The sequence below is a fragment of the Arthrobacter sp. S2(2024) genome (assembly GCF_036662515.1).
Taxonomy (GTDB): Bacteria; Actinomycetota; Actinomycetes; order Actinomycetales; family Micrococcaceae; genus Arthrobacter.
In genome coordinates this window covers 307,165-322,942 of the sequence record NZ_JAYKZI010000002.1, presented here as the reverse complement: position 1 = coordinate 322,942, position 15,778 = coordinate 307,165, and the positions used below count along the sequence as shown (strand labels likewise).

At 63.3% G+C, this 15,778-nt stretch carries 14 protein-coding genes and 2 tRNA genes; 14 read left to right on the top strand and 2 right to left on the bottom strand.

Annotated features, from left to right (window positions below; genetic code table 11):
- The first annotated feature begins 157 nt into the window (after nucleotides 1–157).
- The 8 genes from VLA65_RS05145 (at nucleotide 158) to VLA65_RS05110 (ending at nucleotide 5,933) form a co-directional block, all read left to right on the top strand.
- A tRNA-Met gene (locus VLA65_RS05145) sits at nucleotides 158–231 on the top strand.
- A gap of 346 nt (nucleotides 232–577) precedes the next feature.
- Nucleotides 578–654, top strand: a tRNA-Met gene (locus VLA65_RS05140).
- Between the two features lie 364 nt (nucleotides 655–1,018).
- Nucleotides 1,019–1,306, top strand: coding sequence for a hypothetical protein (locus VLA65_RS05135; RefSeq protein ID WP_332601949.1), 288 nt, complete (start codon nucleotides 1,019–1,021; stop codon nucleotides 1,304–1,306).
- 81 nt (nucleotides 1,307–1,387) lie between these two features.
- A complete protein-coding gene (locus VLA65_RS05130) occupies nucleotides 1,388–1,759 on the top strand; it encodes a VOC family protein (protein ID WP_332601948.1) in 372 nt (123 codons plus the stop codon).
- Between the two features lie 184 nt (nucleotides 1,760–1,943).
- Nucleotides 1,944–2,711 (top strand): electron transfer flavoprotein subunit beta/FixA family protein, encoded by a 768-nt coding sequence (locus tag VLA65_RS05125; RefSeq protein WP_332601947.1) that lies wholly within the window; start codon nucleotides 1,944–1,946, stop codon nucleotides 2,709–2,711.
- Between the two features lie 13 nt (nucleotides 2,712–2,724).
- The gene (locus VLA65_RS05120; RefSeq protein WP_284991520.1) at nucleotides 2,725–3,696 is read left to right on the top strand and encodes an electron transfer flavoprotein subunit alpha/FixB family protein; all 972 of its coding nucleotides are present in this window, start codon (nucleotides 2,725–2,727) and stop codon (nucleotides 3,694–3,696) included.
- 90 nt (nucleotides 3,697–3,786) lie between these two features.
- Nucleotides 3,787–4,719: a cytochrome b/b6 domain-containing protein gene (locus VLA65_RS05115; RefSeq protein ID WP_306961098.1), complete on the top strand. Its 933-nt coding sequence runs from the start codon at nucleotides 3,787–3,789 to the stop codon at nucleotides 4,717–4,719.
- A 77-nt stretch (nucleotides 4,720–4,796) separates the two neighbouring features.
- Nucleotides 4,797–5,933, top strand: a complete 1,137-nt coding sequence (locus VLA65_RS05110) for an acyl-CoA dehydrogenase family protein (protein WP_284983762.1) — start codon at nucleotides 4,797–4,799, stop codon at nucleotides 5,931–5,933.
- 59 nt (nucleotides 5,934–5,992) lie between these two features.
- On the opposite strand, the gene VLA65_RS05105 is transcribed toward VLA65_RS05110, so the two are convergent.
- Both VLA65_RS05105 and VLA65_RS05100 read right to left on the bottom strand, forming a co-directional pair.
- Nucleotides 5,993–6,781 (bottom strand): PspA/IM30 family protein, encoded by a 789-nt coding sequence (locus tag VLA65_RS05105; protein ID WP_306961095.1) that lies wholly within the window; start codon nucleotides 6,779–6,781, stop codon nucleotides 5,993–5,995.
- A 101-nt stretch (nucleotides 6,782–6,882) separates the two neighbouring features.
- The gene (locus VLA65_RS05100; RefSeq protein ID WP_332601946.1) at nucleotides 6,883–8,946 is read right to left on the bottom strand and encodes a TPM domain-containing protein; all 2,064 of its coding nucleotides are present in this window, start codon (nucleotides 8,944–8,946) and stop codon (nucleotides 6,883–6,885) included.
- Between the two features lie 331 nt (nucleotides 8,947–9,277).
- Between VLA65_RS05100 and VLA65_RS05095 the strand changes: the two genes are divergently transcribed.
- The 6 genes from VLA65_RS05095 to VLA65_RS05070 all read left to right on the top strand — a co-directional run bounded on the left by VLA65_RS05095 (nucleotide 9,278) and on the right by VLA65_RS05070 (nucleotide 15,751).
- Nucleotides 9,278–10,933, top strand: coding sequence for a S1C family serine protease (locus tag VLA65_RS05095; protein ID WP_332601945.1), 1,656 nt, complete (start codon nucleotides 9,278–9,280; stop codon nucleotides 10,931–10,933).
- 274 nt (nucleotides 10,934–11,207) lie between these two features.
- Nucleotides 11,208–12,008, top strand: a complete 801-nt coding sequence (locus VLA65_RS05090) for an electron transfer flavoprotein subunit beta/FixA family protein (RefSeq protein ID WP_284991530.1) — start codon at nucleotides 11,208–11,210, stop codon at nucleotides 12,006–12,008.
- Nucleotides 12,009–12,022: 14 nt separating this feature from the next.
- Complete coding sequence (locus tag VLA65_RS05085) at nucleotides 12,023–12,976, top strand: electron transfer flavoprotein subunit alpha/FixB family protein (RefSeq protein ID WP_284991532.1); 954 nt, start codon at nucleotides 12,023–12,025, stop codon at nucleotides 12,974–12,976.
- A 5-nt stretch (nucleotides 12,977–12,981) separates the two neighbouring features.
- Nucleotides 12,982–13,761 carry a PIG-L deacetylase family protein gene (locus VLA65_RS05080; RefSeq protein WP_284991534.1) on the top strand — a complete coding sequence of 260 codons (780 nt, stop codon included), beginning with the start codon at nucleotides 12,982–12,984 and terminating at the stop codon, nucleotides 13,759–13,761.
- Between the two features lie 74 nt (nucleotides 13,762–13,835).
- Nucleotides 13,836–14,381 (top strand): gluconokinase, encoded by a 546-nt coding sequence (locus VLA65_RS05075; RefSeq protein WP_059387524.1) that lies wholly within the window; start codon nucleotides 13,836–13,838, stop codon nucleotides 14,379–14,381.
- A complete protein-coding gene (locus VLA65_RS05070; RefSeq protein WP_332601944.1) occupies nucleotides 14,378–15,751 on the top strand; it encodes a GntT/GntP/DsdX family permease in 1,374 nt (457 codons plus the stop codon). The genes VLA65_RS05075 and VLA65_RS05070 overlap by 4 nt, the downstream gene beginning before the upstream one ends.
- Nucleotides 15,752–15,778: the final 27 nt, after the last annotated feature.

Below are 15,778 nucleotides of genomic sequence, written 5' to 3'. Positions count from 1 at the left end.
GGTTTTTGCAAGACCGGGCCAGCCCTCACACCAGGGCTGGCCCGGTCTTCCTTTTGATATGGAGGCCCGTGCATGGTGGCCGCCCGGCGGGGGAGACGGAGGTCACGTCGTTTCGATTTGGCCTGACATTCACCTGCAGGTAAAGTAGTTCTTGCGACGCGGGGTGGAGCAGTTCGGTAGCTCGCTGGGCTCATAACCCAGAGGTCACAGGTTCAAATCCTGTCCCCGCAACTGGAGAAAAGATCCGGCACAGTGGAAACACTGTGCCGGATTTTTTTGTTTTCCGTCGATTCGCGGGTGGGGGAGTGCGGGATCGGTAGGGCATGTGCCGGGTACGGCTGTGCCAGCTCCGTCCTGACCTTCTTTGAGCCTTCTGGGCGCCAGAATGACGCGACTCGCAGTGTCGTAAGCGCTTTCCGAAATCAAAGAAGGTCAGGATGGCGCCAAGTCCACGGGAGGATAACCACCCTCAAGGGCTGTTGCTCCTGCCCGAAGGACCTCCAGATCCCATCGTGCTGCAGCGCACACCTGAATGGTCAGGGGCGCCCTCGAATGTGAGGTAGAGTTGATTCTGCGACGCGGGGTGGAGCAGTTCGGTAGCTCGCTGGGCTCATAACCCAGAGGTCACAGGTTCAAATCCTGTCCCCGCAACCAAATAAACGAAAGAGTCCGCCCGACTGGGCGGACTTTTTCGTTTAACCCCATTTCGCCGCCCTCCCGACCCTGATGTGGGCGCGCAGTGGAGACATCCGCTCCTAATTTCCCCAAGGAGGTCTTGGACGCGGTCTTAGACGGCCATGCGGGCCGATCCGGGTGAAACGTTTTTTCACACGCAGAAGCGCCGAGATCCACACTGAGATTGCCGGAAAACACACTGATTTTTGGCAAATCTGTACGGATCTTAACCACTTCGACCCCCGAGAGGCAGAATGTCGGAGTAGTTTCTTGGGCGGGGACAAAGCTTCATCACTGGAATACAGGCGGCGCTCCGCGTTGGCCGGCTCGAGGAGGGACCCCAATGAAAACGGTGTCGAAAATAGTTGGCGCAGCGCTGAACGGCGTGGCCGGCGGATTGGCCCTGGCGTTCATTCTGTGCGTGGCAGTGAGCGTGATCGCCATTTCGACGGGTTCCCGGGCGACCCTGCCGGGACTTTTCACCGCGACTCGGGGAGCCGAAAACGGGGCGCTGGCCTTGGAATTCCAGCCGAACTTCGCCGGAATGGTCGTGGTCATAGCGTTGTCGGTACTTGTCAGCGTGGTGATGGCCGTGCGACGCAGCACCGCTGAATCTCCCGATCCTCGTTGACAGTCCAGCTCCAGGAGGAAGACACTTGGGCCGAATGGCCCGTTCATCCTGACGGAATGGGCCGCCCTGAGGAGGCCCGAGATGATCAGTGCGACGATGGCAGTGGCGACGATTCCGGTCACGGATCTGGAGCGGGCGAAAGAATTCTATGGCGGCATCCTGGGGTTGTCCTTCCTCTGGGAGACTCCGGTCGGCGTGCGGTACCGTTGCGGATCCGTCAGCGAGATCTCAGTCTTCAAGCGTCCGCCTACCGCTACAGAGCACACCCTTGCCCACTTCGAAGTGGACGACATTGAGGCCGTGGTCGACGACTTGGCCGCCAAGGGCGTGGAGTTCCTCGACTACACGGAGGGTCCCCTTGCCACAACAGGGCACATCGCTCAGCTCGGCCCCGCCCGTGGCGCATGGTTCCGTGATCCCGACGGGAACACCCTCGGCATTCGCCAGGGCTAGATCGATCGCTTCGAAAGAAGGCCTGCAACCTGCTGCCGGCCCGAATCCCCATGCCCGGCGCGGAGAATCCCGGCAGAATCAATAGGAGTTCCTAGCATTCCGTCCTTCGCTCCATGGTAAATACTAGGAGTTCCTAGTATTCTCGATTCCAAGCGTCAGCCATTTGCATCGAGGGAGCTGTTGAATGAAGATCGTCGTGCTCGTCAAACAAGTGCCGGATACGGCCGAGGAACGGAAGCTCGACCTGGCAACGGGCCGGCTCGACCGTGAGGCTGCCGACTCCGTGGTCGATGAAATCAACGAGCGCGCCCTCGAAGCCGCGCTGCGCATCAAGGATGCCAACAAAGGCACCGAGGTTGTGGCAATGACCATGGGTCCTGACGACGCCACGCAGTCCTTGCGCAAGGCCCTCTCCATGGGAGCCGATTCAGCGGTTCACATTGTGGATGATTCTCTGGCCGGCGCCGACACCGGTCGAACGGCCGCAACGCTGGCGGCTGCACTGAGGTCTACTGGGTTCGACGTGGTGATGGCCGGCAACGAATCGACGGATGGCCGCGCCGGCGTCGTGCCCGCCATGATTGCCGAACATCTCCAACTGCCACTGTTGGGTTCATTGATCTCCGCGGAAATCGCCGACGACGGCGTGAGCGGCGTTCGCCAGGGTGAGGGTGGAACCCTCAATGTCCGTGCCGGACTGCCCGCCATCATCACTGTGACCGAGCGTTTCCCGGAGGCCCGGTTTCCCAACTTCAAGGGCATCCTGACGGCCAAGCGCAAACCCGTCACCACGTTGTCCGCCGCCGAGCTTGGCGTCCCGACGGGCGCCAGCCACACCGTAGTGGTCTCCACCGTTGAGTGGCCGCCGCGCGCGGCCGGACGAAAACTCATAGATGACGGGACCGCGGCCGACGAGCTGGCCGAGTTCCTCGTTGCGAACCGCCTGGTCTGACGGAGGAAAAGAAATGTCGAACGTCTTGGTGCTCATTGAAATTTCCCACCGCGGCGGGATTGCCGCTTCGGCCCGCGGGCTGCTGGCTGCCGCAGCCACGCTGGGTTCGCCGGTCGCCGTCGTCGTGTCCTCGGCACCGCTGGCGGACGACGACGTCGCGCGCCTCGGTGAGCTGGGCGCGGTTCGGATCTACTCGGCTCTGACAGCTGCCGCCGGCACCGTTTTGGTGTCACCCGCCGTGGATGCCCTGAGTGGTGCCGTCCACGCCTACGGGCCGACTGCCGTCCTCACGGCGAATTCGGTGGACGGCCGCGAAGCTGCCGCCCGGCTTGCCGTGCGGGCAAGCGGGAGCGTGCTCGCCGACGTCGTGCAGGTGCGCAGCGACAACGGAACCGTTGTTGCCCAGCATTCGGTGTTTGGCGGGGCCTATACCGTCGAGTCCGTGGTGGAAGGCGGGCTGCCCATCCTCACCATCCGGCAGGGGGCGATCGAAGGCCAGGCTCCGGCACGCAAGGCAGACGTGGACATGGTGTCGCTGGAAGCCAGGGCAGAGGGTGCAGCAGTCATTGACCAGTTCAACGACGATGCCGCCGTCTCGGGCCGGCCCGAGCTTCGGACCGCAGCGACGGTGGTTTCCGGCGGACGGGGGTTGGGCTCGTCCGAGAACTTTGTGCTGGTTGAACAGCTCGCCGACACCCTGGGCGCGGCGATCGGTGCGTCTCGCGCCGCCGTCGACGCCGGGTATATTGCGCAGACGGCCCAGGTAGGCCAGACCGGCGTGAGCGTGTCCCCGCAGCTGTACATCGCATTGGGAATATCCGGAGCCATCCAGCACCGCGCAGGCATGCAGACTGCCAAGACCATTGTGGCCATCAACAAAGACGAGGACGCGCCCATTTTCGAGGTGGCCGACTTCGGAATCGTGGGCGATATCTTCACAGTGGTTCCGAAACTCATCGAGGCCGTGAAAGCCCGTTCCAACTGACGGCGTAACAGGCTTTGGCCGCTTCGGTCCAAAGCCTGTTAGCTTGATGCGTCCCTGATTGCAAAGTTCTTCCGAGAGGTGTCTGAGAAGATGTCCACCCCCGCCAAAAAGTCGACAGCAGCCAAGAGCAAATGGTCCCAACCCCTCTGGGTGGTTCCAGGCGTCCTGCTCGTCCTTTTGCTCATCGTCTTGTTTGCCAAATGGTTGACGGGCCTGTCGGGTGTGCAGTCGTTCTTGCACGAGTTCCCAGGCGCATCCAGCCTCCCGGAGAACGCTCCCGTAGGTTTCCCGGCATGGCTCGGTTGGCAGCACTTCCTGAACGTCTTCTTCATGGTGCTCATCGTTCGTTCCGGTTGGCAGGTCCGCACGGCCAAGCGGCCGCCGGCCCAATGGACCCGCAACAACAAAGGATTCATCCGGACCAAGAATGCGCCAACCAAGATCAGCCTGGACCTGTGGTTCCACCTGACCCTCGACGCCCTGTGGGTGCTGAACGGCATTGTCTTCATCATCGTGATCTTTTCCACCGGGCAATGGATGCGGATCATTCCCACCAGCTGGGATGTCTTCCCGAACGCCATTTCCGCCGCCCTCCAGTACGCATCGTTGAACTGGCCCACTGAGGACGGTTGGGTGAACTACAACGCCCTGCAGTTGCTGACGTACTTCGTCACGGTCTTCATCGCCGCCCCGCTCGCCATCATCACCGGTTTGCGCACCTCCTCTGCCTGGCCCAAGAAGGCCGGCACGGTGAACAAGGTCTATCCCATCGAACTCGCCCGGGCGGTGCATTTCCCTGTGATGGTGTACTTCGTGCTCTTCACGATCGTGCACGTCACCCTGGTCCTCGCTACCGGGGCGCTGCGCAACCTGAACCACATGTATGGCGGCAGCGACGATATCAACTGGGTTGGTTTCGGCATTTTCGCCGTGTCCCTCCTGGTGATTGTGGGCGCGTGGTTCCTCGCGAGGCCGCTGTTCCTTCGCCCTGTCGCTTCCCTGATGGGCAAAGTCAGCAAGTAAACCCCAGCGGATAGCTAGAAAAAGGCCAGTAAAACCGGACAACCCGGAGAACTGGGAAGAACTGCAAAGGAGTGCCAATGTTTGAGCTCACGGAGGACCAGCAAGCGGTGGTGGAGATGGTGCGCGATTTCGCCACGACGGCCATTGCGCCGCACGCCGCAGAATGGGACGAGACCAAGCATTTCCCTGTGGATGTCCTGCGTGAAGCGGGCACCCTCGGCATGGGAGGCATCTACGTCCGGGAAGAATTCGGCGGCTCGGGCCTTTCCCGCACGGATGCGGCGCTGATCTTCGAGGAGCTGTCCAAGGCAGACCCCACCATCGCGGCCTACATCTCGATCCACAACATGGTGGTGTGGATGATCGACGCTTTCGGCAACGATGAGCAGCGGGCCCAGTGGGTGCCGCAGCTCGCGTCCATGGAAGCGCTGGGCAGCTATTGCCTTACGGAGCCGGGAGCCGGCTCGGATGCCGCCGCGCTGAGCACCAAAGCAGTGCTCGACGGCGATAGTTACGTTCTTAACGGCACCAAGCAGTTCATTTCGGGTGCCGGAGTTTCCAGCGTCTATGTGGTCATGGCGCGGACCGCGGACACGGGCAGTCAGGGCATCACCGCAATCGTTGTGCCCGCGGACGCGCCTGGGCTGTCCTTCGGCCCGAATGAAAAGAAGATGGGATGGAATGCCCAACCCACCCGGCAGGTCATCTTCGAGGACGTACGCGTCCCCGTGGCGAACCGGCTTGGCGAAGAAGGCAGCGGATTCGGCATCGCGATGAAGGGCCTCAACGGGGGCCGGGTCAACATGGGCGCTTGTTCGCTGGGAGGTGGCCAGGCGGCACTGGAGAAGTCCATCGCCTATCTCAAGTCACGCTCGGCTTTTGGCGGCCCGCTCATCAACCAGCAGTCCCTGCTGTTTGATATTGCCGACATGGATACGGAACTGGAAACTGCCAGGACCCTGATCCTCCGGGCCGCGGACGCTTTGGACCGTGGCGCCCCGGACACCGTGAGGTTGTGCGCCATGGCGAAGCGCGTCGCCACGGACGCCGGTTTCAACGTGGCGAACAAAGCCATCCAGTTGCACGGCGGCTACGGCTACTTGTCGGAATACGGCCTCGAGAAGATTGCCAGGGACCTGCGCGTCCACCAGATCCTGGAAGGCAGCAACGAAATCATGAGGCTCATCGTTGGACGGCTCGCCGTAGGGGCATAAAGCACTCAGAAAGCGAATGGCCGGGCCTCATTGGAGGCCCGGCCATTCGCTTGGCTGAACTAGAGCTTGTCGAAGTCGGCTTCGTCCACGGTATCGTCTGCCGGAGCGGTGGCGCCGGCGCCGATAGCGGCCTTCGAACCGCCCGACTTCAGGGCCGCCAGGCGGGCCTCGATCTCAGTCTGCTCTCCGAGGTCCTCAAGCTGGTTGAACTGGGCGTCCAGGCTGGAGGCTGCCAGTTCCTGCTGGCCGAGGACCTTCGCCTCTTCGCGGCGGATCTTCTCTTCGAAGCGGCCTACCTCGCTGGTGGGGTCCATGATGTCGATGCTCTTGAGGGCGTCGTGCACCTGGGTTTGGGCAGCAACCGTCTTGGAGCGGGCAACCAGCTCATTGCGCTTGCTGGTGAGTTCGTTGAGCTTGCCCTTCATCTGGTCGAGGCCGCTCTTGAGCTTGTCCACGACCTCCGACTGGGACGCGATGTTCGGCTCGGCGGCCTTGGCCTCGTTTTCGGCCGACATCTGGCGCTGGATGGCCACCTTGGCAAGGTTGTCGAACTTGACGGCGTCGGCCGCGTTGCCGGACGCACGGTACTCGTCCGCCTTGCGGGAGGCTGCGAGGGCCTTGTTGCCCCAGTCCTGGGCGTTTTTGACGTCCTCGTTGTAGTCGGCCTGCAGCATGCGGAGGTTCCCGATGGTCTGCGCGACGGCGGACTCGGCTTCGGCGATGTTGTTCGAGTAGTCGCGGACCATCTGGTCCAGCATCTTCTGCGGGTCCTCAGCCTGGTCGAGCAAGGCATTGATGTTCGCCTTGGCGAGCTGCGCGATCCGCCCGAAAATGGACTGCTTAACCATGGTGTTGCCTTTCGTCCTGCTCAGTGGTGCCCACTGAATCCAGTGATCAGTTTTTTGTACCGCTCTACGTGGGGAACAGGCCCCCACCTAGTCTTTGGGAGTTAGAAACTACCGGAGTCGCCGCCGCCGAAGTCGCCTCCACCTCCACCGTCGCCGCCGAAGAAGCCTCCGCCCCCACCGCCGTCGCCACCGAAGAAGCCTCCGCCTCCGCCGTCGTTGTTTCCACCGCCCCAGCCGCCCCCTCCGCCGTGGAGGATGGAGTTGATGAGGATGCCGCCGAGGATCGCTCCGCCGAGGCCGCCACCACTGCCTCCACCACCGAACATGCCGCCGCGGCCGTAGCCTTGGTTGGCGAAGCCGCCGAACTGATCGACGTCGGACTGGGCCAGTTGCGCGGCTTGTGCAGCGAGCGACTGGGCCTGCTGGGCGTACGTCAGTGCGGTGACGGGGTCATTGCGGGAAATGGACAGGGCGTAGTCGAGATTCCGTTGGGCTTCGGCCAAACGAGTACGGGCCTCGGGGCCAACGCCGCCGCGTCGCGCCGCGATGTAGTCCGAGGTAGCGCTGATCTGGGACTGGGCAGCCATGATGGTCTGCTGGAGCGCGGCTTGCGCGCGCCTTGCCTGTTCCTGCTGGTCACGGATTCCCGAGAGGGACTGGTCCAAGGCTTGGTGTGCCTTCTCCACCCGGTCCAGGGTGGCAATGGGATCGATCTTTCCGCCCTGGATTTCGGCCTTGACCTGCGCCAGTGCGGCTTCGACGCCCGCCACCGGACCGGCCAGCTCCGGGTGTTCGCCGGACTGGATCATCGCTTTGGCCTGGGCCAGGTCCTGGCTGGTCTCCACCACGGCGCCCTCCAGCGAATTCCGGGCTTCGTCGAGGTTGCCCGCCACCTTGGAGATCGCGTCGATCAGGACGTTGGTCTGGTGCAGGCCTTCTTCCGCGGCGCGGACGGCCACAGCGGCGAGGCTGCTCTCACCTGCGGCGAGCTTTTCCTGCGCCGTCGTTGTTGCGTTGTGAACGAAGGCAAGCCGGTCCTTGGCCTGGGTGATGTTGTCGCTCACGTGGCCAAGTGCGCTGTCTGCGTACTTCTCGCGCAGCCCATTGAGCGATTGCTCCGCGCTGCTGATCTTTGCCTCGGCTTCGTTCGCGCCGGCGGCAACAGTGGCCAAAGCCTGCGGCGCGTTCTTCTCCAGCTCGCGCAGGGAGTCGAAATCGGCCTTCTGCTCCCGCAGCGACTCGAGGGCCGCGTCCGAGCGCCGGATGATTTCGCCAAGCCAACTGCGCTGCTGCACTTCGGTATCCGGGATGTGGTCATCGAGCTGTTGCTGGAGCTTGAACGACTCGGTCATATGGTTCTTTGCTTCCAGCAAGGCCTTGGTGAAGTTCCCGACGGCGGCATCGCCGTATTGCGCTTGGGCGAAGCCGAGTTCCTGCTCGCTGGATTTGATGGTGTCGTCCGCTTCGATAAGCAGGGACCCGGCCTTGCGCCGCAAGTCCGGGATGCTCAAGGAGGCGAGGGGATCGAGCTGTTCGCCCTGCGGGCCGTAGCTCGTTGCGGATGCCTGGCCCTTCTTGCGGCGGTTACGGAAGTACAAGTACGTGCCCACACCGCCGGCCGCGACAACGCCGGCACCGATCAAAACGACCGCACCCGAGTTGCCGCTAGGAACCGTGCCGCTGCCCCCGCCGGCGGCGTCGCCGACGGCGGCCGCAGTGTCGATGGCTGCCTGGGCAAAGTCACGCTTGCCTGCGCCCAGGTTGGCCGCGATGGCATTGGACGAAATGGTTGACCTCTTGGAATAGATCGCACTGGCCGAATTGGGTGCGAAATAATACTGACCGGCCGTGGAGATGGCCAGAATGACGTCAGCCTTGCCCATACCCTTCTTGGTGGCCACTGCCGTGGCCCAGTCTGCGGGCGATGAGGGGTTGTCGAAGGAATTCACCGTGACCACATACAAGTTGTATTTGTGGTCCTTCAGGAGCTTCTGGATGGCATCCTGGACCTCGCCCTTGCGGTTGCCCAGGACATTCGCGTTGTCCACGATGTTCTGGCCGGAGGGGATGGTCACCGGACCCTCGGCCCAGGCTGCGGTGGCCGGGAGGACCAGCAGTCCGGCCAGGCCGATGACGGCGAGTACACGTTTCAACATTGACCGCATGTGCAACCCTTCAGCACGTCTGCGACTGGTCCGGGCCGGAGCAATCGAAACAGAATGCATCAGCGCCCCCACGCATGGTTGTCAAGCGGCAGGTCGCTGTGGCAATTCCACTTGATACTATGGTGCACCTTTTGGAGCGTCCACAGCGGTAAATATGCCGCCAGCGAAACGGGGAGAAATCCTTCCTTCTCCAACGTTGAGGGGCTAGTCGGCGCCATTCGACGGCATAGGGCCAATCCGATGACGGCGTTCAGCAAGCTCCCAGCGAACGTCGACTCTTGATCCAGCAAGAGCGACGATAGTTAAGGGGACGAGGAAGAAAGGAAGTCCCATGACGGAGAACCCAGCACAGGGCGCCGAGCCTGAGAACAATGGCCCCGAGATCCATGGTCCTGAGAGCACCGGCAAGGCGGAAGCGGACAAGCAAGCCAATTCCCAGCCTACGGCCCCGCTGCCGGCATACCAGCCGGGTCAGGATTTCACTGCGAAGCCCGATTACCCGGCGCAGCCCGATTACTCAGCGCAGCCGGCGCATACAGCACAGACCCCGGTAGCCCCGGCACCATGGGCCCAAGGCCCGGCCGAAAACGCCACCGAGCAGATCCACGCTCAGCACAGCGCTCCCCAGAACGGAGCGCCCCAACACGGAGCTTCCCAGCACAGCGCGGGACAGCAGCACGCCTACCCGCAGCACCAGCCTTTCTATGGCGGACCGAACCCTGCGCAGCACTATCCCACTCAGCAGTTCCCCGCCCACCCGGGAGGTCCGGCGGCTAGTCCGAAGCGCAAGCCGGTCTTCGGCGTCGGGACCTTGGTGGCCTGCATCCTGGCAGCCGGTCTCGTGGGTGGAGGCGTGGTGGCCGCCAGCGATCAATTGTTGAACAGCCGGACCCCGGTGGCGGCCGGCAGCGGCCAGGCGGGAACCGTGATTGTCAACAACACGGACAACGTCAACGCCATCACAGCAGCCGCGGCCAAGGCTACTCCGAGCGTCGTGACCATCATGGCTTCAAGCGGGAGCCAGGGCGGCACCGGTTCGGGCATCATCCTCGACGACCAAGGCCACATCCTGACGAACACCCACGTGGTGACCCTTGACGGTGCCAGCGCGAACGCCGCCATTGAAGTGCGGTTGAGCGACGGACGCGTGCTGAAGGCGACGGTAGTGGGTACGGACCCGCTGTCGGATCTCGCCATCATCAAGGTGGACAACGCTTCCGGCCTCGTGCCGGCCACCCTGGGTGATTCCAGCAAGATCAACGTCGGAGACAACGCAATCGCCATCGGTGCTCCGCTCGGCTTGCCCGGCACGGTCACCGACGGCATCGTGTCCACGCTCAACCGCACCATCAGCGTGGCGTCGTCGGCTGTTCCCAACGGCGGCTCGGACAATTCGCAAAACGGCGGCCAGGGCGGATTCCAATTCGCCCCTCCAGGCGGTGGCCAGAGCCAGAGCAGTGCGGGCCAGGGCACCGTTTCGCTCAACGTGATCCAGACCGACGCGCCGATCAACCCGGGTAACTCCGGTGGAGCGCTCGTCAACACCAAGGGCGAGATCATCGGCGTCAACGTGGCAATCGCTTCTGCCGGCAGCAGCAGTTCTTCGTCTTCGTCCAGCGGCAACATTGGTGTTGGCTTCAGCATCCCGATCAACAACGCGAAGCGTATTGCGCAGGAACTCATCAAGAACGGCAAGGCAACCCACGGGCAGTTCGGCGTCAGCGTTCAGCCTAAGTCGGCAACAGGCAGCAGCTCCGGGTTCTCGATCGGCGCGCAGGTCGCGGCCGTGACCAAGGGCTCCGCAGCTGAGAAGGCCGGGCTCAAGGTGGGCGACGTCGTGACCAAGTTCGCCGGTATAGACATCACCGACCCGGAGCAGCTCACTGCGGCTGTCCGGGAGCAGCCGGCAGGCGCAACGGTCAAGGTGACCGTCCAGCGTAGCGGCCAGTCGCAGGAGCTCGACGTGACCTTGGACGCTGCTCCGTAACAGCTACGCCGTAGCAGCGGATTCCAGCACGCGAACTGACTAGCACGTCGACGACGGCGGGCGGCACCACCGGTGCGGCCCGCCGTCGTCGTGTGCTCTTGCCGCCGTGGCGGTGGCGATCCACGAAACAGGAGTTAACGCGGCGCCGTTGTCCGACTTGTCCCGCAATATGCTTAGCTAGGACGAGCCCGTATGCCGGGCACTCTTGGCCATGCGCCTAGTTGCTGGCCATCCCCGAGTATGGAAGGCTGCCTCGAACACAGTGGGAGATACATTGAAGATTGTTGTTCTGGTCAAGCACGTCCCGGACGCGCAGTTCGACCGACACCTCACCGGCCCAGGCAACACCACGGACCGCGACGAGAGCATCCTGTCCGAACTGGACGAGTATGCACTCGAAGCCGCGCTGCAGCTCAGCGAAGCCCGCGGCGGTGCCAAGGCCGGCAACGAGGTCATCGCCTTGAGCATGGGTCCAGCCGGTGCCGTGAACGCGGTCAAGAAGTCCCTGCAGATCGGTGCCTCCTCGGGAGCGCATTTGAGCGACGACGCCTTGGCCGGCTCCGATGCCGCAGCCACTTCGCTGGCCCTTGCCGCGGCGATCCGGTATCTCGGTGCAGACTCGCCCGTTGACCTCGTCCTGACGGGCATGGCGTCGACCGACGGCGAAACGTCCTTGGTTCCGGCACAGCTCGCCGAGCGGCTCGGACTCCCGCAAGTCACTTTTGCTTCGTCCCTGGAGGTCAACGGCGAACGCATCGTAGCGCGCCGTGACGGTGACGCCCACGCGGACACCGTGGAGGCAACCTTGCCCGCGCTGGTCTCCGTGACGGACCAGATCAACGAACCGCGATACCCCAACTTCAAAGGCATCCTTGCAGCCAAGAAGAAGAAGATCACGGCACTCACCCTGGCCGATATCGGCGTCGATGCCGCGCAGGTGGGCGCCGCGGGTTCCCTGACCGCCGTCGAGACCGCGGAGGCGCGGCCGCCGCGCACTGCCGGCACCATCATCACCGACGAAGGCGACGCCGGCATCAAGCTGGTTGAGTTCCTGGCCGCCCAGAAGCTGCTCTAAGAGGATTCCGACACATGGCAAAAGCACTTGTATTCATTGACAACCCGGGCACAGCGCTCAAGAAGAGCAGCCTGGAACTCCTGACGATCGCGCGTTCGCTCGGGGAAGCTGTGGTCGCCGTCAACGGCGAACTGCACGACGACGTCGCAGCCGCCTTGGGTGCGCACGGAGCCTCGGTTCTTTACCGCCCATCCGCAACGGACCTGGACGACTACCTGGTTGGGCCGAAAGCCGCCTATCTGGCCGCGGCCGTAGAGGCCTCCGGAGCCGGGACCGTCCTGCTGGAGAACACCGCCGACGGCAAGGAAATCGCAGCCCGTCTTGGCGTGAAGCTCAACGCCGGCGTCATCACCGATGTTGTGGGGGTCGACGCCGACGGCACGGCCCACAAATCGGTCCTCGCCGGCTCGTACACCACCACGGCCAAGGCGCGCACCGCCGTCGCCGTGCTCACCGTCAAGCCGAACAGCGTCGACGTCGAGGCCCCGGCCGCGTCAGGCACGCCCGAGGCTGTCACCATCGACGTCCCGGCTGATGCCACCGCGAATGCCGCACGGGTCACCGGGCGTGCGGAAAAGCCTGCCAGCGGCCGTCCCGAGCTCACCGAAGCCCGGATCGTGGTTGCCGGTGGACGCGGCGTCGACGGCGACTTCGGTCCCTTGGAAGAACTGGCCGACGCACTGGGCGGCGCGCTCGGGGCTTCCCGTGCCGCCACGGATGCGGGCTGGATCGGTCATGACTACCAGGTTGGCCAGACGGGCAAGACGGTGTCTCCGCAGCTCTACATCTCGGCGGGCATCTCCGGGGCGATCCAGCAAAAGGCCGGGATGCAGACCTCCAAGGTCATCGTCGCGATCAATAAGGATGCTGAGTCGCCGATCTTCGAGATCGCGGACTTCGGCATCATCGGTGACCTCTTCAAGGTTGTTCCACAGGCCACCGAAGAGATCAAAAAGCGGAAAGGCTGATCCCTTTGTCTTCTGACGCTACGTCAGCAAAGAGCCCGTTCAACGCCTCCACAGAGCGCGTTGAGCGGGTGCTTTGTTTTACCGCCCACCCGGACGACGTCGACTTTGGCGCGGCCGGAACCATCGCTGCCTGGACCGCTGCCGGCGTCGAGGTCAGCTATTGCGTCATGACAGACGGCGATGCCGGAGGTTTTGATCCTGCACACCGCGAAGAGATCATCTCCATGCGCGCAGAGGAGCAGCGACAGGCCGCTGCCCTCGTCGGCGTGACGGACGTGCACTACCTCCATGAGCGCGATGGTTACCTGGAACCGACGCATGGGGTCATCAAGCAAGTGGTGAAACTCATCCGCGAGATCCGCCCGGACATCGTTCTTGCCATGCACCCGGAACGCAATTGGGACCGGATCCAGAAGAGCCACCCCGACCACCTCGCAGTGGGGGAGATCGTGACGCGGGCCGTGTACCCCGCGCTTGAGAATCCCTTCGCGTACCCGGAACTGGCCGAAGCGGGCCTCGAGGCCTTCAAATTGCCATGGCTGTGGCTCTTCGCCGGTCCCGAAACCCGTGAGAACTATTTCGTGGACGTCACCGACCACGTGGACGCGAAACTGGCTGCCATCCGGATCCACGCGAGCCAGCACCCCGATCTGGAAGGCATGGAACGGGCCGTGCGGGGCATGCTCCGGCACAATGCCTCGCGCGCCGGAATGCCCGGCGGGCGCAGCGCCGAAGCGTTCCATGTGGTGGAAGTCAACGGGTCCCAAACCATCGCCGGTTTCTGAAATTGCTGATGTGTAACCTGTGTCATATGCTTAGTCTCGTTTAAATCATATTTAATTGAGAGAGGCAGACTTTGATGGCGAAGACTGCACAACAACCGGTATTGGTGATCATGGGCGTCTCCGGTTCCGGTAAATCGACAGTGGCCGGCGTATTGGCCGGACGTCTGGGCTGGGACCTCGCCGAAGGCGACGACCTGCACCCGGAAGCGAACGTGGCAAAGATGCAGGCGGGGCACGCACTCAGTGATGAGGACCGTTGGCCGTGGCTGGACATCATTGCCGATTGGATCAAGGAGCGTACGGCAGCTGGAAAGCCGGGCATCATCACGTGCTCGGCCTTGAAGAAGCGCTACCGGGACGTCTTGCGCGGCGAGGGCGTTGTGTTCGTCTTCCTCCAGGGGAGCAAGGACAAGATTTCCGACAGGCTGGCTTCGCGCCACGGGCACTTCATGCCTGCTTCGCTGCTGGAATCCCAATTCGATGCGCTGGAAGCGCCCACCGAGGACGAGAACCACATCTCGCTGTGCGTCTCCGCTTCTCCTGCCGAAGAGGCAGACGAAATCATCGAACGGCTCGGCCTTGAGGCACAGCCGGCACACACAACCGGAGATGCAGCGTGAACTGGACCGGGCACGATACCCAACTCCTGTTGGTCGCGGCTATCGGCATCGCGCTGATCGTCCTGCTGATCGCGAAATTCAAGGTCCATCCGTTCTTGTCCCTCGTGCTAGGTTCGGCCTTCGTCGGCCTGGCATCGGGAGTCGGCCTCGATAAAGTGGTCAGCAACTTCGAAGACGGCGTGGGCGGCGTCCTTAAAGAGGTCGGCCTCCTGATTGCCCTCGGCGCCATGCTCGGCAAGCTCCTGGCGGACTCCGGCGGCGCAAACCGCGTGGTGGACACCTTGTTGGAGAAAGCCAGCGGCAACAAAGTGGTCTGGATGATCACTTTGGTTGCGGTCATCATCGGCCTCCCGATGTTCTTTGAGATCGGCCTCGTCCTGCTGCTTCCGGTGATCGTCCTGGTCACCCAGCGCTCGCAGATGAAGCTCATGCGCATTGCCATTCCGGCCCTCGCGGGTTTGTCCGTGTTGCACGGACTGGTCCCGCCGCACCCGGGCCCACTCATCGCCATCAGCGCGGTGAAGGCTGAACTGGGCACCACCCTGGCTCTTGGGCTCCTGGTGGCCGTTCCCACCGTGATCATTTGTGGACCGCTGTTTTCCCGCTTGGCCGCGCGCTGGGTCCCAGTTGATGCTCCTGCGGTGGCCGGCGGCGTCGACACCAAGCACGCCGTCGACCTCAGCGAAGTGAAGCGTCAGCCCAGCTTCCTGGTCACCCTGCTGACCATCATTTTCCCGGTGGTGCTCATGCTGTTGAAGGCCGTCGCGGACATCGTCTGGGCCGATCCCAAGACGGCACCCATGATCCGCACCGTCCTGGACTTCATTGGCCAGCCCCTCGTTGCGATGACCCTGGCCGTGCTCGCCGCCATGGTGACCTTCGGCTACGCGGTCGGTTTCACCGGTAGCAAGATCACCTCCAAGCTCAGCAGCAGCCTCGGACCGATCGCCGCGATCCTGCTGATCGTGGGCGCGGGCGGCGGTTTCAAGCAGACCCTCATCGGTGCCGGAGTCGGTGACGCAGTCAAGAAATGGGCCGAAGGCGCCAACATGTCCGTGCTGGTCCTGGGGTTCCTGGTGGCCGTGGCGCTTCGCCTGGCCACGGGCTCGGCGACAGTTGCCACTGTCACGGCTGCGGGCATCGTGGCTCCGTTGGCAAGCAGCCTGAGCCCGACCCACGCGGCACTCCTTGCCTTGGCCATCGGTGCCGGTTCGCTCTTCCTGTCCCACGTCAACGACGCCGGGTTCTGGCTCGTGAAGGAACTGTTCGGCCTGACGGTCGGGCAGACGTTCAAGACCTGGTCGGTGATGGAGACACTCATCTCGGTGGTCGGCTTCGGCTTCATCATGGTGCTCTCGCTGATCATTTAGCGGGGCTGCTTAGCAGCCGGTACGACG